General features: G+C 65.4%; 23 protein-coding genes and 3 pseudogenes. 3 read left to right on the top strand and 23 right to left on the bottom strand.

Going from position 1 to position 25,039, the window contains the following annotated elements; genetic code table 11:
• Positions 1-25: 25 nt before the first annotated feature.
• From AB5Y72_RS08255 to AB5Y72_RS08170, 18 genes and pseudogenes are all read right to left on the bottom strand, one after another.
• Positions 26-1,045: an amino acid ABC transporter substrate-binding protein gene (locus AB5Y72_RS08255; protein ID WP_042074314.1), complete on the bottom strand. Its 1,020-nt coding sequence runs from the start codon at positions 1,043-1,045 to the stop codon at positions 26-28.
• A 453-nt stretch (positions 1,046-1,498) separates the two neighbouring features.
• Positions 1,499-1,798, bottom strand: a complete 300-nt coding sequence (locus tag AB5Y72_RS08250; RefSeq protein ID WP_084202532.1) for a DUF2845 domain-containing protein — start codon at positions 1,796-1,798, stop codon at positions 1,499-1,501.
• Positions 1,795-2,808, bottom strand: a complete 1,014-nt coding sequence (locus AB5Y72_RS08245) for an ABC transporter permease (RefSeq protein ID WP_318161820.1) — start codon at positions 2,806-2,808, stop codon at positions 1,795-1,797. Before AB5Y72_RS08245 ends, AB5Y72_RS08250 begins: the two co-directional genes overlap by 4 nt.
• Positions 2,809-2,881: 73 nt before the next feature.
• Positions 2,882-3,763, bottom strand: a complete 882-nt coding sequence (locus AB5Y72_RS08240) for an ABC transporter ATP-binding protein (RefSeq protein WP_202006974.1) — start codon at positions 3,761-3,763, stop codon at positions 2,882-2,884.
• Positions 3,764-3,897: 134 nt separating this feature from the next.
• A complete protein-coding gene (locus tag AB5Y72_RS08235) occupies positions 3,898-4,509 on the bottom strand; it encodes an FKBP-type peptidyl-prolyl cis-trans isomerase (RefSeq protein ID WP_202006975.1) in 612 nt (203 codons plus the stop codon).
• A 183-nt stretch (positions 4,510-4,692) separates the two neighbouring features.
• Positions 4,693-4,803: pseudogene (locus AB5Y72_RS08230) on the bottom strand (copper homeostasis protein CutC); the annotation flags it as partial.
• Positions 4,804-4,819: 16 nt separating this feature from the next.
• A pseudogene (locus AB5Y72_RS08225) lies at positions 4,820-4,933 on the bottom strand (copper homeostasis protein CutC); the annotation flags it as partial.
• A gap of 16 nt (positions 4,934-4,949) precedes the next feature.
• Positions 4,950-5,063 (bottom strand): annotated as a pseudogene (locus AB5Y72_RS08220) (copper homeostasis protein CutC); the annotation flags it as partial.
• Positions 5,064-5,079: 16 nt separating this feature from the next.
• Positions 5,080-5,805, bottom strand: coding sequence for a copper homeostasis protein CutC (locus AB5Y72_RS08215; protein WP_042074307.1), 726 nt, complete (start codon positions 5,803-5,805; stop codon positions 5,080-5,082).
• Positions 5,806-5,847: 42 nt separating this feature from the next.
• Entirely contained in the window at positions 5,848-6,750 is a 903-nt protein-coding gene (locus tag AB5Y72_RS08210; RefSeq protein WP_042074305.1) for an ROK family protein, read from the bottom strand.
• Between the two features lie 108 nt (positions 6,751-6,858).
• Positions 6,859-7,365, bottom strand: coding sequence for a GNAT family N-acetyltransferase (locus tag AB5Y72_RS08205; RefSeq protein WP_325781936.1), 507 nt, complete (start codon positions 7,363-7,365; stop codon positions 6,859-6,861).
• The gene (locus AB5Y72_RS08200) at positions 7,353-8,168 is read right to left on the bottom strand and encodes a M48 family metallopeptidase (RefSeq protein WP_157005276.1); all 816 of its coding nucleotides are present in this window, start codon (positions 8,166-8,168) and stop codon (positions 7,353-7,355) included. Before AB5Y72_RS08200 ends, AB5Y72_RS08205 begins: the two co-directional genes overlap by 13 nt.
• 153 nt (positions 8,169-8,321) lie before the next feature.
• The gene (locus AB5Y72_RS08195; protein ID WP_209793866.1) at positions 8,322-9,296 is read right to left on the bottom strand and encodes a PstS family phosphate ABC transporter substrate-binding protein; all 975 of its coding nucleotides are present in this window, start codon (positions 9,294-9,296) and stop codon (positions 8,322-8,324) included.
• Between the two features lie 247 nt (positions 9,297-9,543).
• Positions 9,544-10,839 (bottom strand): phosphate regulon sensor histidine kinase PhoR, encoded by a 1,296-nt coding sequence (gene phoR / locus AB5Y72_RS08190; protein WP_216990770.1) that lies wholly within the window; start codon positions 10,837-10,839, stop codon positions 9,544-9,546.
• A gap of 63 nt (positions 10,840-10,902) precedes the next feature.
• Entirely contained in the window at positions 10,903-11,592 is a 690-nt protein-coding gene (gene phoB, locus AB5Y72_RS08185) for a phosphate regulon transcriptional regulator PhoB (RefSeq protein WP_005338414.1), read from the bottom strand.
• Between the two features lie 102 nt (positions 11,593-11,694).
• Positions 11,695-12,105 carry a VOC family protein gene (locus AB5Y72_RS08180; protein ID WP_325781935.1) on the bottom strand — a complete coding sequence of 137 codons (411 nt, stop codon included), beginning with the start codon at positions 12,103-12,105 and terminating at the stop codon, positions 11,695-11,697.
• Between the two features lie 78 nt (positions 12,106-12,183).
• Positions 12,184-13,464: a GGDEF domain-containing protein gene (locus AB5Y72_RS08175; RefSeq protein ID WP_325781934.1), complete on the bottom strand. Its 1,281-nt coding sequence runs from the start codon at positions 13,462-13,464 to the stop codon at positions 12,184-12,186.
• Between the two features lie 294 nt (positions 13,465-13,758).
• Positions 13,759-15,435 carry a sigma-54-dependent Fis family transcriptional regulator gene (locus tag AB5Y72_RS08170; protein WP_325781933.1) on the bottom strand — a complete coding sequence of 559 codons (1,677 nt, stop codon included), beginning with the start codon at positions 15,433-15,435 and terminating at the stop codon, positions 13,759-13,761.
• A 297-nt stretch (positions 15,436-15,732) separates the two neighbouring features.
• On the opposite strand from AB5Y72_RS08170, the gene AB5Y72_RS08165 reads away from it, so the two are divergent.
• A complete protein-coding gene (locus AB5Y72_RS08165) occupies positions 15,733-17,250 on the top strand; it encodes an aldehyde dehydrogenase family protein (protein WP_325781932.1) in 1,518 nt (505 codons plus the stop codon).
• Positions 17,251-17,301: 51 nt separating this feature from the next.
• Here the strand turns inward: AB5Y72_RS08165 and AB5Y72_RS08160 are convergent, their stop codons facing one another.
• Positions 17,302-18,096 (bottom strand): helix-turn-helix transcriptional regulator, encoded by a 795-nt coding sequence (locus AB5Y72_RS08160; protein ID WP_368198840.1) that lies wholly within the window; start codon positions 18,094-18,096, stop codon positions 17,302-17,304.
• Positions 18,097-18,192: 96 nt separating this feature from the next.
• Here AB5Y72_RS08160 and AB5Y72_RS08155 point away from each other — a divergent pair, with 96 nt between their 5' ends.
• Complete coding sequence (locus tag AB5Y72_RS08155) at positions 18,193-19,080, top strand: DMT family transporter (RefSeq protein WP_368198838.1); 888 nt, start codon at positions 18,193-18,195, stop codon at positions 19,078-19,080.
• A gap of 64 nt (positions 19,081-19,144) precedes the next feature.
• Here AB5Y72_RS08155 and AB5Y72_RS08150 read toward each other — a convergent pair whose 3' ends face one another.
• The 4 genes from AB5Y72_RS08150 to AB5Y72_RS08135 are packed head-to-tail and all read right to left on the bottom strand — an operon-like array spanning position 19,145 to position 24,295.
• On the bottom strand, positions 19,145-19,837 hold the full coding sequence (locus AB5Y72_RS08150) for a response regulator (RefSeq protein ID WP_368198837.1): 693 nt from the start codon (positions 19,835-19,837) through the stop codon (positions 19,145-19,147).
• A gap of 3 nt (positions 19,838-19,840) precedes the next feature.
• Positions 19,841-21,406 (bottom strand): ATP-binding protein, encoded by a 1,566-nt coding sequence (locus tag AB5Y72_RS08145; RefSeq protein WP_368198836.1) that lies wholly within the window; start codon positions 21,404-21,406, stop codon positions 19,841-19,843.
• Between the two features lie 17 nt (positions 21,407-21,423).
• Positions 21,424-22,974, bottom strand: coding sequence for an NAD-dependent malic enzyme (locus AB5Y72_RS08140; RefSeq protein ID WP_325781930.1), 1,551 nt, complete (start codon positions 22,972-22,974; stop codon positions 21,424-21,426).
• 10 nt (positions 22,975-22,984) lie between these two features.
• Positions 22,985-24,295, bottom strand: coding sequence for a 2-hydroxycarboxylate transporter family protein (locus AB5Y72_RS08135; RefSeq protein ID WP_325781929.1), 1,311 nt, complete (start codon positions 24,293-24,295; stop codon positions 22,985-22,987).
• 270 nt (positions 24,296-24,565) lie between these two features.
• On the opposite strand from AB5Y72_RS08135, the gene slyA reads away from it, so the two are divergent.
• A complete protein-coding gene (slyA, locus tag AB5Y72_RS08130; RefSeq protein WP_209793877.1) occupies positions 24,566-25,039 on the top strand; it encodes a transcriptional regulator SlyA in 474 nt (157 codons plus the stop codon).

The following is a 25,039-nucleotide window of genomic DNA, read 5'->3' as shown; positions in this document are numbered from 1 at the left end:
GCAAGGCCCCCCGACTGCAGTCAACTCAGCGGATGGGCGGCGCGTACATCAGGCCGCCCTTGTTCCAGAGCGCATTGATGCCGCGATCGATCTTGAGGGGGGAGCCGGCACCGACGTTGCGATCGAAGGATTCGCCATAGTTGCCGACCTGTTTGACTATGTTGTAGGCCCATTTGTCATCCAGGCCCAGCACGCTGCCCTTGGGTTCTTCCAGCCCCAGCAGACGGCGGATATCCGGGTTGGTGGACTTGAGCATCTCGTCCACATTGGCGCTGGTGACCCCGGCCTCCTCGGCGTTGAGCATGGCATTCAGACTCCAGCGCACCACCTTGAACCACTGTTCATCCCCCTGACGCACCGCCGGGCCCAGGGGCTCCTTGGAGATGACTTCTGGCAGCACCAGGGCCTCGTCCGGCTTGGTCAGCTTGATCTTGAGGGAGTAAAGCTGAGACTGATCCGAGGTCAGCACGTCGCAGCGGCCTGCTTCGAATCCCTTGACGGTCTGATCCGAGGTGTCGAACACCACAGGGGTGTATTTCATGCCGCCGTTGGCACGGAAGTAGTCGGCCAGGTTGAGCTCGGTTGTGGTGCCGGACTGGATGCAGACGGCGGCGCCGTCCAGCTCCTTGGCGCTCTTGACCCCGAGGGCCTTGTTCACCAGGAAACCCTGGCCATCGTAGTAGTTCACCCCGGCAAAGGTGAGGCCGAGGGAGCCATCCCGGGTCAGGGTCCAGGTGGTGTTGCGCGACAGCAGATCCACCTCACCGGATTGCAGGGCGGTGAAACGCTCCTTGGCGGTCAGGGAGACATACTTCACCTTGCCGGCATCCCCCAGCACGGCGGCGGCGACGGCGCGGCACACGTCCACGTCCAGGCCGGTCCAGACCCCCTTGGCATCCGGGTTGGAGAAGCCGGGCAGACCATCGCCGACCCCGCACTGCACGAAGCCCTTCTTCTTGACCGAGTCCAGAGTCCCCTCTGCCCACACATTGGCTGCCACCAGCGACAGCACCACTACCATACCTGCCTTGTGTATCTGCTTCATGTCACTCTTCCCTGTGGTTTGATTCGAACAGGCACCCAAACCAAGCAAGATGCCGTCACTTCCCTGCGTTTTCGCAGCTTATCCAGCGGCTCAAAAACCTGTCAATCGGTGCAACCCGGCCCAAGCATGGTGCAACAGCACAAAATATGAGAACGAGGTGATATGCACTCTTAGAATCAAAAGTAGACCCTTATTTGCCAAATAGCCTGCTGTCAAAAGCCTTCCATCCTATGAGGATTTTTTTTCGCAAAAATGTCGAATGCACCGTGATGGGGCAGAGAAATCTGCTGATAACTCACTCATCAGACTCGTTTTTCTGCCGGCAGGCCCGCTATTGGGTGGGATGAACCAATATCGGGCAGCCACGCTCTCTTGCATTGAAACCGAGGGATAGAGGGGGGATGAAGCCGGGAGCCACAGGACAGAATATGGGGTGAGATCCCGGCCGGGGACTCAGCCGCCGCGGGGGCCGTCTTCGATCTCGGTGATGACGCCGTTCTCGACGGTGACAAACTGCATGAACTCGCTCCTGCCGAAGTTGTAGGTCCAGCGCTCGGCATATTTGACCGTCATCCTCGCCCCGAAGCCGTTCTCCTCGTAGCGGGTGAGATCCTCCTTGAGCAGCGGCTGACCGCAGCGGATCAGCAGTTCGGCCGTGGTGTCCCCCTCGGTCAGCAGGGCGCTCTTGCAGCGCAGGGTGCCGGCATGCACCGGTAAGGCTGCCACCAGCAGCAACCACAGAATTGGCTTCATTTTGCGCTCCATTTGAACAGCACCGCCCCCAGCGTGACGCACACCAGGGCAAACACCATGACTTGACCCAGGGTCCCCGCCACCGCCTGCCACCCGGCCCCTTCCAGCATCACGGCACGGGCGGCCTCGATGATCTGGCTGAGCGGCAAGCGCGCCCCCAGGGCCTGCAGCCAGGGAGGAGAGCCTTCCAGCGAGAACCAGACGCCGGATAAGAACATCATGGGCAAGCTGATGAGATTGAGCAAACCGCTCGCCAGCTCCTCGTTCTGGATCCGGGCGGCGATAAGCAGCCCGAGGGAGGCCATGGCCGTGCCGCCGACCAGGGCGATCAGCAGCAACAGCCAGCCCGACCCGAGCAGGGGTACATCCAGCAACCAATGGGCCACCAGAAAGACCAGCAGGCTCACCACCAGGGTGATCAGCACCCGTGACAGCAGCTGGGCACAGAGAAACTCGGCGGCCGAGAGCGGGGTGGCCCGCAGCCGCTTGAGCACCCCGTTCTTGCGATAGCGCACGATGACGAAGCCGACCCCGAACAGGCCGGAGAACATCAGGTTCATGCCGATCACCCCGGGCAGCAGCCAGTCGCCGTAGCGGATGGCCCGGCCGCTCAGAGTCTCCCTTTGCAAGGGGGCCTGCACCGCCTGGCGCAGCAGGTATTCGGCCATGGCCCCCTGGGGGGCGTCAGGGTTGACCCAATAGCGGCCCGCCTCTGGTGAGAGCAGCAGGTCCAGCTGGTGGTGGCGCACCCTGAGCCGACCCCTGGCTTCCTCGTCATAGGGTATGATCTTGAGCAGCGGGACGGCGCGCAGCGGGGCGTAAGTGGCAGGCAGCTCCCCCAGCACGCCGATCTGCACCAGCGGCCTGGGCGGGCCAGAGAAGATGAGGGAGAAGCCGATGACCAGCAGGAGTGGAAAGACCAGGTTCCACACCAGGGCGGCCCGATCGCGCACGAACTCCAGGTTGCGGGCATAGAAGAGCGCACCTATGCGCCTGAGGGATCCCGTCATCTTCCGCTCCTTGAACAGGCTGGCGTCGGTAACATGCTGGCAGGCGCCGCAGGGCGCCACCATGAGGCGGCGTTCATGCGCCGCTCCGCAGGCTGTGGCCGGTCAGGTGCAAAAAGAGATCCTCCAGGTTTGGGGAGCGCACCTGCATGCCGGTGAGCGGCACGCCCAGACTCAGCAGCCTTGGCAGCAGGGCCGCCACGTCGGGACAGCTCAGCTCCACCTGATCGCCGCAGGGGCGCAGCGCATAGCCGAGCCCGGCGAGGGCCGGGTGATCCCCGAGGCGCACCAGCACGCCGTCGAAGTGGTGGGCCAGCAGGGCGGCAGGGGTATCCAGGCTGAGCAGGTGACCGTGATCGACGATGGCAATCCGATCGCACAGCTGCTGGGCCTCGTCCATGTAGTGGGTGGTGAGCACCACCGTCTTGCCCTGGGCCTTGATCGCTTCGATGCGCTGCCAGAAGTGATGGCGCGCCTGGGGATCCAGTCCGGTGGTGGGCTCGTCCAGAAACAGCAGCTCGGGATCCCCGAGCAGGGCCAGGGCCAGCAGCAGGCGTTGGCGCTGGCCGCCGGAGAGCTTGCGACTGTCCCTGTCGATGAACTCGCCGAGGGCGCACAGCTCGATGAGCAGCTCCCGCGGCAGGGGGTTGGGATAGAGGCTGGCGAACAGGCGCAGGGTATCGCGCACCGTCAGAAAATCCTGCAGCGCGGTGTGCTGGAACTGGATGCCGATGCGGGAACGATAGTCGGGGCCGCGTGGCGCGCCGTGAAACAGGATCTCGCCGCTGTCCGGGGTGAGGATCCCCTCCAGCAGCTCTATGGTGGTGGTCTTGCCCGCCCCGTTCGGGCCGAGCAGGCCGAAGCAGCTGCCGGCGGGAATGGCAAAGTTGAGCCCGTCCACCGCCTTTACCCCGGGGAAGTGCTTGACGAGATCGACGACCTCGATGATGGCTGACATGGCGCCTCTCCTCCCGACCGGCATGGACGACGCTCTGACTATATCCAAATCCCGGGTGAAGGCCCATGGCCCGTCTGCGCGCCACCAAAACAAACGGCGACCCTGGGGTCGCCGTTTGCATCACGCCAGCCGGATCACAGGATGTCCAGCAGCTCCACTTCGAAGACCAGGGCGGAGTACGGCGGGATGGAGCCGGCGCCACGGGCACCGTAGGCCAGATCCTGCGGAATGTAGAGCTTCCACTTGGAACCAACCGGCATCAACTGCAGGGCTTCCACCCAGCCGGCGATCACGCCGGTCACCGGGAATTCGGCCGGCTGGCCGCGGGCGACGGAGCTGTCGAACACGCCGCCGTGGGTGAAGGTGCCGTGGTAGTGCACACGCACGGACTGACCGGCCACCGGGACAGCGCCATTGCCTTCGACCATGACTTCGTATTGCAGACCGGAGTCGGTCACCTTCACGCCGGCACGCTTGGCGTTGTCGGCCAGGAAGGCTTCGCCTTCGGCGGCAGCGGCCTTGGCGGCGGCTTCCTGCTCTTCCTGCATGCGGGCAGTGATGACCTGGAAGGCCTCGTTGATATCGTCACGGCTGACCGCGAACTCCAGACCGTTCAGGGCATCTGCCAGACCTTGTTGCAGGGCCGGGATATCCAGGCCGGCGAAGGCTTGCTGCGCCAGCTGATCACCCATGTTGCGGCCGATGCCATAGCTGGCCTTCTGTTCGATAGAGTCGTATTGGGACATTGAGAAGTTGCTCCGGGTCCTGAGGGTAAAAGAGTCGGGATGATATCAGACTTTTTCGCGAGGTGCTGCGGGCGACGGTCCTGATTTCCCAGCCTCTGGGAGGGAGTTCACATCCGCCCCTCATCCCCGGGCCCTTCTCCCGCGAGGGGCGAAGGGGGAAGAAACGGCTGCACCAATCCCTCCTCAGGCCTGAAGCAGGGCCCTCACCGCCGCGACCTTGGCGCCGTCGGTGAGATTGACCCGGCCGTCGTCCGAGGTCCTCATGTTGACCCCGCAGGGAGGGACACCATGCCGCCGCGTCAATTCACCCTCAGGCCAGATCCAGCAGGGCCCGCACCGCCGCGACCTTTGCGCCGTCAGTGATATTGACCCGGCCGTCGTCCGAGGTCCTCATGTTGACCCCGCAGGGAGGGACACCATGCCGCCGCGTCAATTCACCCTCAGGCCTGATCCAGCAGGGCCCGCACCGCCGCGACCTTGGCACCGTCGGTGATATTGACCCGGCCGTCGTCCGAGCTCCTCATGTTGACCCCGCTGGGAGGGACACCATGCCGCCGCGTCAATTCACCCTCAAGCCTGATCCAGCAGGGCCCGCACCGCCGCGACCTTGGCGCCGTCGGTGATATTGACCCGGCCGTCGTCCGAGGTGCCCATGTTGACGCCATGGGGCACCATGCCGCCGCGCCAGCCCATGCCGGACATGTGCACCTCGCTCACCCCGGTAAATTCGATGATGGTGCGCACGTTGTCCGCATTGACCCCGGCGCCGGGCATCAGGCTGGCGCGACCCGCCAGCGCCTGCTGCATCGCCTGCAGGGTCTCGAGCCCCGCCAGCGCGGTCGGCGCGTGACCCGAACTCAGGATGCGCTCGCAACCGGCGGCCAGGATCACTTCCAGATCGGCGCGCCAGTCTGAGCTGAGATCGATGGCGCGATGGAAGGTGACGCCAAGGGGGCCCGCCGCCTCGACCAGTTTCTTGAGCCTGGCGGCGGGCACCCGCCCCGCCTGATCCAGCAGACCGACCACCACCCCTTGCAGGCCGGCGGCACGGGCGGCGGCGATGTCCTGCAGCATGATCTCGAACTCGCCGTCACCAAAGCAGAAATCCCCGGCGCGGGGGCGGATCATGGCGTAGACGGGGACAGTGGCATGGCGCGCGGCCTGCTGCATGAAGCCGTGGGAGGGGGTCAGGCCGCCGAGGCCCAGGGCGGAGCAGAGCTCGATGCGATCCGCGCCGGCCTCTTGGGCGGTGAACAGGGATTCCAGGTTGTCGATACAGATTTCAAGACGGGTCATGATGACTCCTTGATTCGGGGAGATCAGACCCTAGGTCCGATCTCACAGATTGAGCAGGGCGGCGCCGCGCACACCGCCGGCACCGCCGAAGCGGGCCTCGCGGATCTCGGGCAGGGCGACGCCGGGCAGCAGGTGGCCGGGCAGGCGCTTGGGCAGCTCGTCATACAGGGCGGGCAATCCGCTGAGGCCGCCCCCCAGCACCACCACATCGGGATCGATCACCGAGATGGCGGTGGCAAGGCCCGCCGCCAGGATCTCCAGCCAGCAGTCGAGGGTGGAGAGCGCCGCCGGCTCCCGGGCCTCGGCACGCTCAACGATCTGGTGCCCGCTGGCACGCTCCCCCCGAAAGTGGTGATAAAGCCGCTCCAGCCCGGTGCCGGAGGCATAGGTTTCGAAACAGACCAGGCGGCCGCAGCCGCAGCGGGGACGGGGCAAATCCGGGTATTTCATCAGGATGGTGGCGGGCAGCGGATAGTGCCCGATCTCGCCGGCCAGCCAGTTGCGACCCTGGATGAGCCGACCCGCCAGATAGACGGCGCCGCCGATCCCCGTCCCTATGGTGACGGCCAGCGCACTGCCGGCCCCCTCCGCGGCACCCTGGTGCACTTCGGACCAGAGGAAGCAGTTCGCATCGTTGTCCACCCTGACCGGGCGGTCCAGCAGCTCGGCCAGATCGGCCCCCAGGTGGCGGCCGTGGATGGCGGGCAGGTTCGCCGCCACTATGCTCCCATCGTCTCGATTGAGGATGCCAGGAAACCCGATCCCCACGGCTCCTTTCGCCCCAAAACGCACATCGGCCGCTTCGACCCGCTCGCGGATCGCCTGCTTGAGCGCCTGGTAATCCTTGCCTGGGGTACTCATGCGCTCCTCATGGCAGAGGGTCAGGGCGCCGTCATACACCGCGAACGCAATCTTGGTGCCGCCGATATCAAATCCGTAATACATGCCACACTCCCTTGCGGTGGAGCCGTCCACCCAGTCTGTCCAGATGGGGCACATTGTATTAATTCGCAAAAAAAATAAAGTGACCGAGGGCGAAAAACGGGAGAGAGATCAAAGCAAACGGAACATTTGTCGCTGCTGACAGGCCTGTCCCAGGCTCGTCAGGGTGCGTTCCTGACCGTCGAACACGAAGCCACGGCGCAGGTAGAACCCCTCGCCGATGTGATTGCCATCGAGCAGCCAGAGTCTGGCGCACTCGCAGCCGGCCCGGCGCATCTGCACCGCCACCGCCTGCCACAGCCGCTTGCCGTGCCCCTGACGCCAATGGTCGGGGTGCAGATAGAGCGCCCGGATGCGCGCCGTCATGAGCCCCTCTTCCACGCACGCCTGCCAGTAGAGCAGGCCGATCACGACCTCGTCCCGGCAGATCAGCATGGGGACGGGGCCTGGCTCTGCCAGCCGGCGACGCCAGATCTGCAGGTGGTCGGTGACGGCCAGCTGGGCCAGCATGTCGCTGCCGAGCACGCCGCCGTAGGCCGCCAGCCAGCTGGCCCGCTGCATCACCGTCATGGCGGCGGCATCGGCAGGACGGGCCAGGCGCAGGCTTATGCCTTGCACTGGGGCACCAGACCTGAGGCTCTCGCCTGTTGATACAGGGGCAGCACTTCGGCTTGCTGGGCCTGCAGATTGGCGATCCGGCTCTGATCGCTTGGGTGGGTGGAGAGCAGCTGGGGCGGCGCCTTGCCGCCGGCGGCGGCGCTCATGTTCTGCCACAGGGGAATGGCCTGCGCCGGATCGAAGCCGGCACGGGCCATCAGCTCCAGACCCAGCCTGTCGGCCTCGCTCTCCTGGGTTCTGCCATAGGGCAGAGCTATCCCCACCTGAACCCCCAGCCCCAGGGCAGCCATGGTGGCCGCGCCCCCGAGGCTGTCACTGCTGCCGATGGCGGCGTCGGCCACCGCGAGGCCGATACCGGTCAGCTGATCCCGGGAGAGCCGCTCGTTGGAGTGCTGTGCCAGCACGTGGGTCAGCTCGTGACCGATGACGGTGGCGAGCTGATCCTGATTCTTGGCGACTTTCAGCAAGCCGCTGTAGACCCCGATCTTGCCGCCGGGCAGGGCGAAGGCGTTGACCTCCTTGGAATCGAACACCACCACCTCCCAGCTGGTGATGCCATAGCTGGCGGGGACCTGGGCGGTCACCGCCTTGGCCACGCAGGCCACATAGGCATTCATCCTGGCATCCTTGCTCACCTTCTCCTGCTGCTTCATCTGCGCAAAGGAGTCGGCCCCCAGCTGGTTCATCTGCTGGGGGGAGAAGAGCAGCATCTGGTTGCGGCCCGTCGGTGACTGGGCACAACCGGCCAGCAAGGCGCCGCACAGGGCCGACAGGATGAATTGGGAGAGAGAGGAGGCGCGCATGAGAAAGTCCTTTACCATGAAATTGCCCTATTCTCGGAAATGCCGCCGTCCGGCGCAAGCCAGGCGCTGCGCCCTGCGACCAAAAAGATCCCATGGCGCACCAATGAAAACGAGCCCGCTTGGGGCTCGTTTTTTTCTGAAGGAGACGGGTGATTACATGATGCCCAGCTTCTTCAGGTCGGCCTGCACTACCTTGGCCGGCACAGGCACATAGCCGTCCTTGGCAACGATGTTCTGGCCCGCCTTGGAGAGCATCATCTTCACGAACTCCTGCTCCATGGGGGAGAGCGGCTTGTTCGGATGCTTGTTCACGTAGACGTACAGGAAGCGGGAGAGCGGGTACTTGCCGGTGATGGCGTTGTCCGAAGTCGCTTCGATGAAGGTCTTGCCATCCTTGGAGAGCGGCACGGCGCGCACGCCTGAGGTGACGTAGCCGATGCCGGAGTAGCCGATGCCGTTCAGGGAGGAGGAGACGGACTGCACCACGGAGGCGGAGCCCGGCTGCTCGTTCACGCCGCTCTTGAAGTCACCGTTGCACAGGGCGTGTTCCTTGAAGTAACCGTAGGTACCGGACACCGAGTTGCGACCGAACAGTTGCAGATCCTTGCCGGACCAGCTGCCATCCAGACCCAGATCGGACCACTTGGTGGCGGCCTTGGCTTCGCCGCACTTCAGGGTGCTGGAGAAGATGGAGTCGATTTGCGACATGGTCAGCCCCTTGATGGGGTTGTCCTTGTTGACGAACACGGCCAGGGCGTCGACCGCGACGCGGATGGCGGTCGGCTTGTAGCCGTAGCGCTTCTCGAATGCCTCCTCTTCACCGGCCTTCATGGCGCGGCTCATGGGGCCAAACTGGGCGACACCTTCGGTCAGGGCAGTGGGCGCGGTAGAGGAACCGGCGGCCTGGATCTGCACGTTGACGTTGGGGTACATGCGCTTAAATTCTTCGGCCCACAGGGTCATCATGTTGGCCAGGGTGTCCGAGCCGACAGAGGACAGGTTGCCCGAGATGCCGCTGGTCGGTGCATATTCCGGCAGGTCTTTATCCACACCGGCAGCCAGGGCGCTGACAGAAAACAGGGTTGCTGCGGTGAATCCGATGACACCAGCCAGTTTGTTGAGTTTCATCCAATCTCTCCAAGTCCAAGGTTGCAGAAGGCAATCGTCAGCATGACGTTGATACGTGGTTCAAACCCGATCACCCTCCCCAAAGTTACAGAAGGTCCGTTCTTGAAACGGCGCCAGTATCTGACCTGGCAGTGACAAATTTATGGATTTAATGTGACACTTTGATGACATGGCCAGGGAATTGCCCACAAGCAAGGAGGGCTGCAGACGCAGCCCTCCTCTCGTTCTAACTCATTGCCAGAAAAGACTATTTAACCACCACCATCCGGGCGGGGATGAGGAAGCTGAAACGGCTGCCCGCCCCGACCCGGCTCTCTATCTCGAGCTGGGCATCGTGATGGCTCAGGGCATGCTTGACGATGGCAAGGCCCAGACCCGAGCCCCCGGTGTGGCGGGAGCGGGCCTTGTCGACCCGGTAGAAGCGCTCGGTGAGACGCGCCAGGTGCTCGGGTGCAATCCCCTCCCCCTCGTCCTGCACCACGAACAGCGCCATGGCTCCCTGCTGGCGCCACTCCACGGTGATCTTGCGCCCCGCCGGGGTGTAGTGGATGGCGTTGTAGACCAGGTTGGAGACGGCGCTGCGCAGCTGATCCTGATCCCCGCGCACGAAGAGGTTCGACTGCACGTTGAACACGATCTGGTGCCCCCGCTCGCCGGAGAGCGCCCGCGCCTCCTGCTCCAGCAGCCCCAGCATGGCGGGCATGTCCACCAGATGGGAGAGATCCACCGTGGGGGCGGCCTCGATGCGCGACAGGGTGAGCAGTTGGTTGACCAGGTTGTCCATGCGGATGGTCTGCTCCATCATCACCCTGTGGGCCTTGGCCCACATGGCGGGAGGGGGCGGCTCCTCGGTCATCTCCAGATAGCCCTTGAGCACGGTGAGCGGGGTGCGCAGCTCGTGGGAGACGTTGGAGACGAAGTGCTTGCGGGTCTTCTCCAGGCTGCGCAGCCGGGTCACGTCACGCGCCACCAGCATAGCCTGATCCTCGGCGTAGGGCATGATGCGAAATTCGAGGAACTTCTCCTCGTTGATGGGGGACGCCATCTCGAACGGCTCGTCATACTGCCCCTTGCCGAGGTAGGCGACGAAGGCGGGATGGCGGATGAGGTTGCCGATGTGCTGGCCGGCGTCCTCCGGCCAGCGAAAACCGAGCAGCTGCTCCGCCAGCCGGTTGCACCAGAGGATGCTGCCGTCGGTGCGAAACACCACGGCCGCGTCGGGCAGCGCCTCGGCCCCTTCCCTAAAGCGGCGGATGAGCCCCGCCAGCTCGCGCCGCCGTGCCCGGTGGCGCTGCTGCAGCTTGTAGATGCCGTTGAAGATGTATTCCCAGCTGCCGCTGCCGTGGGGGGGGACCAGGCTGCGATCGTGCCACAGCCAGTCCGACAGCCGCTTCTGGAAGCGGTAGTGCCAGCCCAGGTGCAGCACGGTCGCCACCAGCAGACAGAGCGCGAGATAATCGATTAACCAACCTACCAAGACGAAAGGGGCGTAGAAGAACGCCATTCGCCACAACTGTCGCCGCCAGGCGTAAGGTTGCAACATTCAGGTCTCCTAGAGACGACAAAGAGCGAGGATCAGCCGGCGGGCGTGGCCGGCATGGAGTCCCTAGAGACGGGTCGAGAAGCGGTAACCGGCTCCGCGCACCGTCTGGATCAGCCTGTCGTGCCCCGTCTCCTCGATGGCCTTGCGCAGGCGGCGGATGTGGACGTCCACCGTCCTGTCCTCCACGTACACATTGGTACCCCAGACGTTGTTGAGCAGTTGTTCACGGCTGTAGACCCGCTCGGGATGGGTCATGAAGAAATGTAGCAGCTTGAATTCGGTCGGCCCCATGTCGAGCGCCTTCTCCTCGGCGCTGACCCGGTGGGAAACCGGATCCAGCTTGAGCCCCTGCACCTCGATCACCTCGTCCACCGAGGTGGGGGAGACCCGGCGCATCACCGCATGCAGGCGGGCGGTCAGCTCCTTGGGGGAGAAGGGCTTGGTGATGTAGTCGTCGGCCCCCGCCTCGAGCCCGCGCACCTTGTCCTCTTCCTCGCCGCGGGCGGTCAGCATCACCACCGGGATCTGGCGGGTCACCTCATCCTGCTTGAGCTGTTTGATGAACTGGATGCCGCTGCCGCCCGGCATCATCCAGTCCAGCACGATGAGTTCGGGGTAGGGTTCGCGCACCTTCGCCAGTCCGTCGGCGTAATCTTCAGCTTCAATCGTCTCATATCCCTTCTGCTCGAGCACGAAGCAGAGCATTTCGCGGATCGGTGCCTCGTCCTCGACCACCAGAATTCGCTTAGCCATATCCCTTCTCTCTCCTCTGTGAAGATGGGTGCGCCAATTATTAGAACTTTCTGTGACACTTTTATGACTTTATGACGGGCGGGATGATAAACGTTTTCAGATTCAGTTGGCAGCAGTGCGTTGCAGCAGGTCCCAACGGTTGCCGCTGATGTCCTCGAACACCACCACGGTACCGTAAGGCTCGCACCTGGGTTCTTCACAGAAATGGACGCCGTACTCCCGCATGCGTTCGTAGTCCCCCCAGAAGTCGTCGGTCTCGAGGAAGAGGAAGACCCGGCCGCCTCCCTGCCGGCCGATGGCGGCCCGCTGCTCCTCGCTGGCAGCCTGGGCCAGCAGCAGGGCAGAGCCGCAGGCGCCCCTGGGGGCGACCCGCACCCAGCGCTTGCCCGGTTTGCCCGGCTCCTTGAGGGGGGTGTCTTCCAGCAGTTCGAACCCCAACCCCCGGGTGAAGAAGGTGATGGCCTGGTCGTAGTCGGCCACCAGCAGGGTCAGAGCGCCGATATGTTGTGCCATGGGAATGCCTCCAGAGATGAATGGACGGGGCGCATCATAGCGGGGGCGCCGCCCGGGCTCCAGCCATCCCGAACCGGCTCATCCCCTCTCGACCCGGTTGCGGCCCCGCCTCTTGGCCTGATAGAGCGCCTCGTCTGCCCGCTTGAGAACGTGTTTCAGCGGCTCGCCGCGCCGCTCGGCCACCCCGAATGACGCCGTGATGGCCAGCCCCTCCGGCCACTGGGCATAGGCCTCCAGCGCCCCCCGCAGCCGCTCCGCCAGGGCGGCGGCCCTGGCCTCTTCGTAATGGAGGCAGACCAGCACAAACTCCTCCCCGCCCCAGCGAACCAGGCGGCAAAGGGAGTCACAGTGGCGCAACAACTCGCTCACCATGTGCTTGAGCACCTCGTCCCCCATGGGGTGGCCGTGGCCGTCGTTGACCCGCTTGAAGTGATCGATGTCGATATAGATGAAGGAGAGCGGCATCTCGCCGAGCTCGCTCAAGAGCTTCTCGCCGCCGAGCCGGTTGAGGGCCCCGGTGAGCGGATCGTAGCGGGCCTCCTCCTCGGTGCGGCGATGCTGCTCGCACAGGCTCTCGCTCAGGGCCTCCGCCGCCAGGCGCGCCTCGCGGGCCTTGCGCAGCTTGTCCCCGAACAGCAGATTCTGGATCAGAAACAGCAGGATCCCGTACGCCAGCCAGCTCAGCAGCAGGCCGCGGTAAAAGTCCCCCGGGCGCACCCAGCGACCATAAAACTCCAGCCGGTCCAGCCGCAGCTGGTAATTCCCCGGCTGCATCTTGTCATCTGAGGCGATCTCGATGGCATAGACATGGTGCAGATCCGGCCCCTGCTGGGCCAGCGGAATATTGTACTGCTGCACCCACCAGGAGCTGGGCGCAAACACGTTCAGAGGCACATCCTGCTCACTGCCAAAATCATTAGAGGTGAAGAGCACTTCGTTGAACTTGTGGGAGCTCTCATCCGCCGGCGTCGAGTAGGCGGGGTCATAGTTGCGCAGATAAAGGCGCCAGGCCTGCTCTCCCTGCCCTTTGGCATCCAGCTTCACCCGCACCCCAGTGAACTGGGAGAGATCCAGCCCCTGCTCGGGGTCGGTCAGCGTCAGGATCAGCTCGCAAAAGGGGTACTCATACTGGCGGCGCAGGGTGCAGTCGATGGCGGGCCGGCCAGCGCCCTCGCTCAGGGTCGCGACCGAGGAGCCGTCATGGACCCTGTCATCCTGCGCGCGGACGGCTATCCCGGCCTGGCTCAGGATATCGACCCGTCGCTCGGGACCGAATTCAAATATCACCATGGCCAGCAGGCTCGCCGCCAGCAGGCACCAGAACAACAGCGTCGTCATGCGGGAATAGGAAGGGATCATCGACATCACACCTGAAAAGGGGCTTTAACCCTACACCTTGTGGCTCCGGACCGCGCTGATCCAGATCCAAGGTTGTGACACGCGCCGGGCGCAGGCCGGTGCCGGCTCAGCCGACACGCACCGGGCTGGCGACCACCGGCATGAAAACGGAGATCGTCTGTCCAGAGCCGGGGGAGAGACGGGCCGCCCCGTCAGTCATGATCTTGGTCATTGCGCACTCCATGCGATGGAAAAATAAAGAGAAAAGGTCCTTCCATCGGCAGTCTACACAAGCGCAGGGCGTCGCAACACCCTTCACCCCTCCTTTCGCAGTGCCCGGTAGAGGGTGGTACGGCTGATGCCGAGCCGGCGCGCCGCCTCGCTCACGTTGCCGCCGCACTCGGCCAGGGTCTGCTGCACCCGCTGCCGGTTCTGCTGGCGCAGGGTGATGGCCCCATGGGATGGGACCTGCACGCCTGCCGCCTCCGGCAGATGCAGGTGAGCAGGCTCAATCCAGCCCTGACCCTCCGCCAGCACGCAGGCCACCTCCAGCGCCTGCTTGAGCTGGCGCACGTTGCCGGGCAGCGGGTGAGCCAGCAGCTGTCCCTCGGCCTCATCGGTCAGGCGCAGGGCGGGATCCATCTCGGCGAGCAGGCGCGAGATCAGCACCTGCCGCTCGCGCGCCGGCCAGGCCCGCAGCGGCGCCAGTTGCTGACGCCAGCCGCAGATCCGGTAGTAGAGATCTTCCCTGAACGTCCCGGCCGCCACCATGGCCGCCAGATCCCGATGACTGGCGCTGACCAGCCAAAAATCCACCGCTTCGGGCTTGTGGCTGCCAACCGGAGTGACGACGCGCTCCTGCAGCACCCGCAGCAACCGGGTCTGGGCCAGGAGCGGCAGCTCGCCGATCTCGTCCAGCATCAGGATGCCGCCGTGGGCGGCACGCAGATAACCCTGGCTGCCCTGGCTGCGGGCGCCGCTGAAGGCCCCGCCGACGTAGCCGAACAGCTCGGCCTCCACCAGCTCCGCCGGCAGGGCGCCGCAGTTGACGCACACCAGGGGGCGCTCCCGACGGCTCGACTGGGCGTGCAGGGCGCGCACCAGATGTTCCTTGCCGCTGCCGGTCTCCCCCTCGATGAGCAGCGAGATGCCGCGCTCCAGCATCTTGAGCGGCACCTGCTGCGCCTGCGATCCCCCCTCCTCAACCGCGCTCGGCAGGGGGAGCCTGGCGGCGCGCTCCCCCGCCTCCGGCACCAGCCGCAGGCCGCGGTGATCCCGCAGCAGCTGAGGGCCGTCGAAAGGGTGCTGGCCGAGCCAGAGCCGACCGGCCCGGTTGGCCCCGAGCAGCTCGCCCCCCTCCCCCAGCAGCAGGCGGGCGGACCAGAGGCTCTGGGGATCGAGATCCACCAGCCAGCCCGGCTGGCGGGCCAGCAGGGCGTTTTCCAGGGTCATGGCCAGCAGTCGCACCGTGCCCAGCATATCGCCGCCGTGGTGGGCCGCATCGGTGGAGATGTCGAGCACGCCGAGCAGTTGCCCGTCCGGCCCGAGCAATGGGCAGGCGCTGCAACTGAGAAAGCTGTGCTGGGCGAAGAAGTGCTGCGCCCCCAGCACCTGCACCTCGCTCTGCTCGGCCAGCGCGGTACCGATGGCGTTGGTGCCCTTGCTCGCCTCCCCCCAGCGGGCGCCGCTGCGCAAGAAGATCCGCTCGGCGTGGCGGGCGAAGCCGTCGTCACCGCTCACCGCCAGGATGGCCCCCTCGGCGTCGCACAGCAGCAACCGGCAGGGCCTGCCCGCCAGCAGCTGGGCAAAGAGCGGCAGCACGAAGCGCTGGAAGCAGGTGATAAGGGTTCTGTGCTGCTCCTGGCGGGCCGACAGCTCCCCCTGGGGCAGCAGGTCCAGCTCGGCGCTCTGCTGGCGGCTGAGCCCCTGGTGCAGGCAGCGCTCCCAGGAGCGCTGGATTGGGCTCGGGCTGGATTGGGGAAGTTCGCTCATCACGCCTCCTGTTCACACAGAACATGAATAGGGCCGGGGCTGGATTGGGGAAGTTCGCTCATCGGGCCTCCTGTTCACAAAGGGCACAGTGTCGCGGCCACTGTCCAGAAACGGCACAGCCTCGTCGCCACGACCGGGATCACTGGTTAATCAAGATACGCCGCCGCACCCCATTTGATAACGTTTTTGTAACTTTTCATCTACTGGTCAGCTCCTCTGGCACGTCCCTTGCGATACCCAACGCAACCGGACTGCCCGCCAGGCCGGTCAGGACCACACACACATAAGGATGATGAGATGATTTATACCGCTCCCGGTCAGGCAGGTGCCCTGGTCAGCTTCAAGTCCCGTTACGACAACTTCATCGGTGGCGACTGGGTGGCGCCGCGCGCCGGCCGCTACTTTGAAAACATCTCGCCGGTGGACGGCAAGGTGTTCTGCGAAGTGGCCCGCTCCGACGCCGCCGACATCGAGCTCGCCCTGGACGCGGCCCACAAGGCGTTCGCCAGCTGGAGCAAGACCAGCGTCACCGAGCGCAGCAACCTGCTGCTGCGCATCGCCGATCGCATCGAGCAGAACATCGAGCGGCTCGCCGTCGCCGAGACCTGGGAGAACGGCAAGGCGGTGCGCGAGACCCTGGCCGCCGACCTTCCGCTGGTGGTGGATCACTTCCGCTACTTCGCCGGCTGCATCCGTGCCCAGGAGGGCTCCGCCGCCGAGCTGGATCAGAACACCGTCAGCTACCACTTCAAGGAGCCCATCGGCGTGGTCGGCCAGATCATCCCGTGGAACTTCCCGCTGCTGATGGCGGCCTGGAAGCTGGCCCCTGTGCTGGCGGCCGGCTGCTGCAGCGTGCTCAAGCCCGCCGAGCAGACCCCGGTCACCATCATGCTGATGATGGATCTCATCAAGGACATCCTGCCCCCCGGCGTGGTCAACGTGGTCAACGGCTTCGGCGCCGAGGCGGGCCAGGCGCTTGCCACCAGCAACCGGATCCAGAAGCTGGCGTTTACCGGCTCCACCGAGGTAGGCGCCCATATCCTGCGCTGCGCTGCCGACAAGCTGATCCCCTCCACCGTGGAGCTCGGTGGCAAGTCCCCCAACATCTACTTCGCCGACGTGATGCAGCACGAGAGCAGCTACATCGACAAGGCGGTGGAAGGGATGCTGATGACCTTCTTCAACCAGGGCGAGGTGTGCACCTGCCCCTCCCGCGCCCTGGTGCAAGAAAGTATTTATGACGACTTTATGGATCGGGTGCTGGCCCGCGCCCGCACCATAGTGCAGGGCAACCCCCTCGACACCGCCACCCAGGTCGGCGCCCAGGCGTCCCGCGAGCAGTTCGACAAGATCCTGAGCTACATGGAGATCGGCCGTGGCGAGGGGGCAAAAATGCTGATCGGCGGCGGCCCCGCCAAAGTCAGCGGGCTGGAGGGGGGCTTCTACATCCAGCCCACCATCTTCTCGGGCCAGAACAAGATGCGGGTGTTCCAGGAGGAGATCTTCGGGCCGGCGCTCGGGGTCACCACCTTCAAGGACGAGGCGGATGCCCTGGCCATTGCCAACGACACCCAGTACGGGCTGGGGGCGGGCCTGTGGACCCGGGACAGCAACCTGGCCTGGCGCATGGGGCGCGGCATCCAGGCCGGCCGGGTCTGGGTCAACTGCTACCACGCCTACCCGGCCCACGCGGCCTTCGGTGGCTACAAGAAGTCGGGGATAGGCCGCGAGACCCACAAGATGATGCTGGACCACTACCAGAACACCAAGAACCTGCTGGTGAGCCACGACATCAACCCCCTCGGCTTCTTCTAAGCCCATCCCGTGATCCACAAGGGCGCCTGCGGGCGCCCTTTTTCATGCGGTTCAGGCCACGGGTTGGCCCAGTTGCTGGCGATAGCGCTGGGGGGCGCAGCCCTGTTGGCGCTGGAACATGGCGATGAAAGCCGAGGTCGAGGCGTAACCGAGGCGCCAGGCGATCTCCTGCACCGGCATCTCGCCCCGCAGCCAGTCCAGTGCCTTCACCAGCCGCAGCCGGGTGCGCCACTGCCCCAGGCTCATGCCGAGCTCCTTCTGGCAGCGCCGCGCCAGGGTGCGCTCGGTGCTGTGCAACACCTTGGCCCACTGGGCCAGGGTGCGGTTGTCCTCCGGCGCCGCCTGCAGCGCCGCCAGCAGGGGGGCGAGCAGGCGATCCCGGCTCTGGGGCAGGTAGCTCGGCTGGCAGCGGGTGCGAGCCAGCTTCTCGATGAAGAGCGCCCCCTGGCGCGCGTCCCACTCATCCTCCATGTGACCGACCCGGCGCTGGGTAAAATCCTCCAGCAGGGCCCGCAGCAAGGGGGTCAGGGCCAGCAGCTGGGGTTCCCTTGGCAGACGCGGGGCCAGTTCGTGGCTCACGTAGATGGAGGTGTAATCCAGGGTCTGCTCGTTGAAGGCGGTGTGGGGCAGGTCAGCCGGCACCCAGATGAGGTAGTCCGGAGGCGCTACCAGTCGCTCTCCCCCCACCTCCACCACCATGACCCCCAGGCTGATGAGGCTGAGCTGGCCCCAGGGGTGGGCGTGCTCGGCGCAGGCGTTGCCCCCCTGGATCTGGCTGTAGCGAAAGTAGAGGGGGTTGGGGTCGGCCAGCAGGCGATCCTGCTCGGCCAGGGTGAGGCTACTCATGCAGATTGTCCCAAAGCGGTTATGACATGTCTTATTTACGCTACTTACCTCGTTCAAGACAAGGCTAGACTCTCCCCATCGTACCAAGGAGTGCCTATGCCCTTTCTCTTCCCCCTGCTCGCCATCCTGATCTGGGCCGCCAATACCGTGGTCTCCAAGGCCGCCGCCGACGTGCTGGATCCCGCCGCCATCTCCTTCTATCGCTGGGTGATCGCCGCCCTCGCGCTCTCCCCCTTCTGCCTGCCGCAGCTCTGGCGCCGCCGGGCCGACATCCGCTCCTGGCTCGGCAAGCTGCTGGTGCTCTCCCTGCTCGGCATGGTGCTCTACCAGTGCCTCGCCTACTACGCCGCCCACAGCACCTCGGCCACCAACATGGGGGTCATCGGCTCCCTGCTGCCCCTGCTCACCCTGCTCATCGGGGCCTGCTGCTTCGGCCAGAAGCCGGGCAAGCAGGCGCTGCTCGGCATGAGCCTCTCCCTGTTCGGGGTGCTCTGGCTGCTGGGTCAGGGGGATCCCCTGGCGCTGCTGCACAGCGGCATCAACCCGGGCGATGGCATGATGCTGCTGGGGGCGGCCAGCTATGCCCTCTATGGCCTGCTGATCCGCCGCTGGCAGCTGCCGTTCGGCCCCTGGCTCAACCTCTACCTGCAGATCCTGCTGGCGGTGCTGCTGCTCATCCCGGTGGCCCTCTCTGCCGACTCCCTGGCCATTCCCGCCCAGGGCTGGAGCATGGTGCTGTTCGCCGGGCTCGCCTCCTCCATCTTCGCCGCCTACTGCTGGATGCGCGGCCTCGCCACCCTGGGGGCGGAGCGCACCTCGGTCTTCATGAACCTGATGCCCCTGTGCACGGCCCTCATCGCCGTCATCACCCTGGGAGAGCCCATCCACGGCTATCACCTGCTGGGGGGCGGCCTCATCCTGACCGGGGTCATGCTCTCCCAGCTCAAGCCGCGAACCCGCCGCCCCCTGCTGGAAGGGGCATAGCCGGCGCCACACACGCAAAAAGGGAGCCCAGGCTCCCTCGTTGTTTCTGTCTTGCTCTGTATTCCTACCCGACCCGACGCCAGTGGTAGCGGCGCTCAGGACGACCGCGCTGGCCGTAGTTGAGCTCCACATCCAGCTTGTCTTCAGACTCAAGAAACTCCAGGTAGCGACGCGCCGTGGTACGACTCAGGGAGAGGCGCAGCGCCACCGTGTCGGTGGAGAAGGTGGTATCCGGCTCGCCGGCCAGCAGCTCCAGCACTTGGCGCAGGGTGATGGCGTCGATCCCCTTGGGGGTCTCGCGCACTTCCCTCGGCTGGATCCGCCCCTTGCCCATCAGCCGATCGAGATCGCTCTGCTCCAGCAGGCCGCGCTCGCACAGGCGACGGTGCAGGGTGAGGATCTCGTCCAGGCTCTGCTGGATGCGAAACAGTCGTAGGGGCTTGATGATGTAGTCCTGTACCCCGAGGTTCAGGGCCTGCTGTATGGTCTCCACGTCGCAGGAGGCGGTAACCATGACCACGAACACCTCCCGGTTGTGGTTTCGCAATCTGTTGACCCACTCCAGCCCCGAGCCATCGGGCAGGGAGATGTCCACCACCAGCAACTGGGGCTCGGTGGCGCGCAGCATGAGATCGGCCTCGGCCAGGCTCCCGGCCCGCCCCAGCAAAGAGTATCCCGGGGTCGAGGCGATCAGCTCGGCCAGGATGGCGCTGATCCTCTCATCATCCTCGATAATCAACGTGAAAATTGGCTTCATGACTTACACCAATTGGTTTTTATTCAAATAGATACCGAACAGTGTCGTCTGCTCGGCGGTGCGCCGCCATTCTATCACACCGCCGCGGCGGGCCACGGTCTTCTTGACCAGAAAGAGACCTACGCCATGATCTCCGGTTTGACGACTCACGCCGTAGTCGAACAGATGATCCGCCAGCGCCTCATCCACCCCCTCGCCGCTGTCCTCCACCTCGATCACCAGCCGCCGGCCGAAATCATCGATGGAGACCAACACTCTGGGGGGACAGTGCTCACGGTTCCCCCAGGCGGCGCGCAGGCCGTTGTCCAGCAGATTGCCGAGGCAGGTGATGAGATCCGCCGACACCTCCGCCGGGTACTCCCCGAGGGACGAGCCAGGATCCAGTACCAGCTCGACCCCCAGCTCCCGCGCCCGGCTGAACTTGCCGAGGATGAGCCCGGCCACCGGCTTGTTCTCGATGGCTCGCAGCAGATCCTGCAACATGTTCTGGCAGGCCTCGTTCTCCTGCTGGATCAGCTCCACCGCCTCCTCCACGTGGCCGAGCTGCAGCAGGCCGGAGAGGCTGCCGAGCTTGTTGGCGAACTCGTGGGTCTGGATGCGCAGCATCTCGGCATACTGGCGCAGGTGGGTGACCTGCATGCCAAGGCTGCCGGTGCCGTCCGGCCGACTGAAGATCAGCATGCGCCCCGGCTCGCGACCGCTCAGCTCCTGCCAGTGTCCGACGAAGTCCTCCCCCTGCACGGTGAAGCGCACGCTGCCCTCCTGGGTCAGGGCCGGTAGCAGGCTGGGGGCCAGCTCGGCCAGCGACTGGCCAAGCAGGGCGTGGCGGCCGGTGCCCGGCAGCCGCAGCTGGTAGAAGGCCGCGCTGTTGAGCATGGTGATCCCATGCTGGCTGTCGAGGGCCACTATCCCCTCAGAGATCCCCTCCAGCACCAGATCCTGCTGGGCGAAGCGATTGACTATGGTCTCAGGCTCCAGATCCAGCAGGGTACGCTTGAGCCGGTGCTGCAACCAGAGCGCCAGCAGCAGGCCACAGCCCAGCACGGCGCCGATGGCACCGAGGAGCAGGGCAATGCGGTCCAGGTAGATGCCCTCCACCGTCCGCATCAGATACCCCACCACCACCACGCCGATGGCGCTTCCGTCCACCCCGATCACCGGGGAGAAGCAGCGGATGGCGGGGCCCAGGGTACCCACGTCCCGGGAGCAGTAGCTCCGGCGCTCGTGGATCGCCGGCCAGATGTCCTCCCCCCGGAAGGTCTGGCCCACCAGCTCGGGCGAGGGGTGGCTCAGGCGCCGGGCGTGCTCGTCGGTCACCACCATGTAGGCGGCGTCGGTGCGCTTGCAGATCCCCTGCACATAGTCCCTAAGGCCGGGATCGCTGCCCAGTTGCAGGGCCTGCACCACCCGGTTGTCCGCCGCCAGCACCCGCGCCAGATCGCTGCCCTTCTCCTCCAGGCTGTTCTCCAGCAGATGGCGGATGAAGAGCGCGAGCAACGCTCCCAGGATCAGGATCAGCAGCAGCGACAGGCTGAGGGAGAGGGTGACTAGCTGGTGGCGCAGTTTCATCTATGTACCTTGCAGGCTCAGGAGGCGGACCAATAGTGCGGGCGCCACCAGGTCTGGTCAATCAAAGGTGCGGGATCGCCGACAAAATCCGCCAACCCCTCATCGCGGGCGCAAAGTGCCACCGCCCTGGCCACGGCGCGGGCCACCTCTCCCACCTGCTCGATGGGAGGCAGCAAACGGCCAGCCACCAGGGGATAGGCCCCCACCGCACGCACCGCCGCCTGCAGCATGCCATCGCTGATGCGGCGCGCCTTGACCGCGCAGGCACCCAGGCCGATGCCGGGGAAGACGTAGACGTTGTTGCACTGGGAGACGACCCTCATAGTCCCGACCACCTCTACCGGCGGGAAGGGGCTGCCGGTGGCAAGCAGGGCACGCCCGTCGGTGGCACGCCACACCTCGGCTGGCGTCGCCTCGGCGCTGCGGGTCGGGTTGGAGAGCGGCAGGATCACCGGACGCTCACACACGGTTCCCATGGCTGTCAGCACCGATTCGTCGAACAGTCCGCCCTGGCCGCTCACCCCGATCAGCACCCCGGGGCGCTGGCGGGCGATCAGCGCCGGCAGCTCGGCGCAGGCCTCTTCCGGTGCGCGGGCGAAGGGCTGCTGGGACGGCGTCAGATCGGCGCGATCCCGGCACACCAGGCCGTGCTGATCGAACAACCAGATCTGCTCCGGGCTGCCCGCCAGCTGGGCCAGCATGGCGGCGATCCCGCACCCCGCCGAGCCCGCCCCGACGATCAGCACAGGGGTGTCGGCAAGCCGGCTGCCCGCCTGCTGCAAGCCCGCCAGCACGCAGGCGGAGGCGACCGCCGCCGTGCCCTGGATGTCGTCGTTGAACATGCAGAGCTCGTCCCGGTAGCGGGCTAGGAGGTTCGCGGCATGCTTGCCGGCGAAGTCCTCGAACTGCAGCACCACCTCGGGCCAGCGCTTGTGAATGGCGGCCACCACCTTGTCCATGAAGCGGTAGTAGGCCTCCCCGTCGACCCGGGGCGCCTGCCAGCCGAGGTAGGAGTCATCCTCCAGCAGCTCCGGGTTGTTGGTGCCCACGTCCACGCACAGCGGCAGGGTGCGCGCCGGGTTGATGCCGCCAGCGGCGCTGTAGAGCGCCAGCTTGCCGATGCAGATCCCCATGCCGCCGATGCCAAGATCCCCGAGCCCCAGCACCCGCTCCCCGTCGGAGATGACAATCACATCCACCTCCTGCTCCACGCTGGCGAAGATGTCGTCCAGATCGTCCCTGTCATGCCAGGAGAGGTAGAGGCCGTGGCTGCGCAGGTAGAGATCGCTGTGGCGCTGGCACGCCTCCCCTACAACAGGGGTGTAGATGATCGGCAATAGCTCCGGCAGGTGGTGGCGCACGAGATCGTAGAACAGCACCGGGTTGTCCTCCTGCAGCTGGCGCAGCAGCAGGTGCTGATCGAACGGGCTCTGCATGGCGCTGACCAAGCGGTAGATCCGGCGCCGCTGCTGGGAGAGGGACTCCTCCTTGTGGGGCATGCGCCCCATCAGGCCCTGACGCTTGCGCTCGGCATAGGGCAGGCTGGTGCCCATCATGGTGTCGTTCATTCTGTGTTCCTTATGCCAGCAGGGAGATGATGAGGGTGGCCAAGATCAACATGAAGGCCCCCCCGAGACGGGACGAGATCTGGGCGAACGGCATCAGCTTCATGCGCTGGGCCGCCGACAGCACGGCCACGTCGCCGGTGCCCCCCATGTTGGCCATGCACAGGCCGCCGGTGATGGCCGCCTCGATGGGATAGAAGCCGATCATCCGGCCCACAATGGCCGCCCCTAGGGAGCCGCCCACCACGGTCGTCAGCACCATGATGAAGTAGTTGACCGAGAAGGCGCCGATGAGCTCCGGGATGCTGGTGTAGGCGATTCCGATGCCCACCAGCAGGGAAGGGGTGAGGTTGCTCACCACGAATTGATACCAGTCGGCGGCCGCCTGCTCGTAGCGGCGCGGCAGCAGGCCGCTCACCTTGATGATGGCCACCGCCAGGATCATCAGGGCGAAGGGGTGCATGGGGATGAAGTTGCCGAGCAGGGAGCCGAGCACGAACATGCTGGAGCTGATGAAGAGGCCGAGCCCCAGGCTCTCCAGGGTCGGCGCCTGGGCCTTCTCCTCGGCCACGCCGTCGGCACTCTCCTTGATCATCAGCTTGCCGTTGCCGGTCAGGGCGGGGTAGCGGCGGCCGAAGCGCGCCAGCAGCGAGCCCACCAGGATCGCCAGGGTGTTGGCGATCACCACGGCGGGCACCATGCGCGACAGCAGCTCCGCGCTGGACATCTGCAGCGGGCCGGAGAGGATCTCCACCAGCGGCACGGCGCCGGCGCCCATGCCACCGCCCATGATGGGCAGGCCGATAAGCAGCACGGCGTTCTTGAAGCCGTAACCCAGTAGGGTGCCAACCAGGCCGACGCTGACCAGCGCCAGCACCACGCCCCCCAGGATCACCGGCAGGTAGCGCATGGCGGCATTCTTGAGTAGGGCGCCGCTCATGCCGAACACAGAGCCGGTCACCAGGCTCGCGATGAAGAAGTTCAGGAAGCCCCCCTCCTTCATGAAGTTCGTGATCACCTGGCCCGCCTCGGCCGGCATGACGCCGTACTCGAACAGGGCTGCGCCACCGAAGATCGCGAGTATGGTGCCGCCGCCCAGGTATTCACGGATGGGGGGGATGCGCTCGCCGAGCTCGGTCAGCAGGGTGCCGAGCACGAACATCAGCGCCAGGGCGCCGACCATGCCGAGCGGCAATGAGCCGTTCCAGCCGGAGAAGAGGACGCAGGTGGCGAGCCCCAGGAAGATCATCATGGGCATGCCGGCTATCTGCAGGTCGCCCCAGGGCGCCTTGGCTTGTACTCGGGGGGTAGAGAGGTTTGTCATTGTTATGCTCCAGCTTGTGGTGTGGCGCCACTCTACTGATCCCCCCCGCCGCTGTCGGTTAGCAGCCTTACAAAGCCATATAAAAACATTGAAACCTTAAGCACCATTGGGCGCCGGTGCGCCCCTTGCCGTCGCCACCCTCTCCTCCCCCCGTCCGGACGCCTAACACCTTTTTCCGATCCAAACCTGAATGTGACCTTTATCACACCATTTACTTAGCCTGCGAAATAACTATAATGCTTCGCAAGCTAACTAAATAAGGAGCACGTCATGGGAAAGGATCTGGAGATGTTGCGCGAGCTCTCCCTCGCCGAGCAGCTGGGGCGGCTGCACCGGCTGTGGCGCACCGTGGCCGACCTCGAGCTGGCGCCCCTGGGGCTCACCCATCCCCGCTGGACCGCCCTGTGGAAACTCAGCCGGCTCGGTGGCCATCTCAGCCAGAAGACCCTGGCCGAGGCGCTGGAGATCGAGCTACCCTCCCTGATGCGCACCCTGGGCCAGCTGGAGGAGCAGGGTCTGGTGGAACGCCACTGCTGCAGCCAGGACAAGCGGGCCCGCATCGTCACCCTGACCCCGGCCGGCAAGGCGCTGCTCGACCAGATCGAGGATCGCATCATGGAGGTACGCCGTGAGCTGCTCGTCGGCATCAGCCAGCAGGAGCTGGCCCAGTTTGAAGACATTGTGCACCGCATCTCCGCCAACGCCCTCGGCAAGATAGCCGCACAGCACGAAGAGAGAGAATGA

This window comes from Aeromonas sp. R7-4 (genome assembly GCF_040908055.1).
In the GTDB taxonomy this organism is placed as follows: domain Bacteria; phylum Pseudomonadota; class Gammaproteobacteria; order Enterobacterales; family Aeromonadaceae; genus Aeromonas; species Aeromonas sanarellii.
The sequence above is the reverse complement of the archived record's forward strand: the minus strand, read 5'-3'. Positions and strand labels throughout refer to the sequence as shown.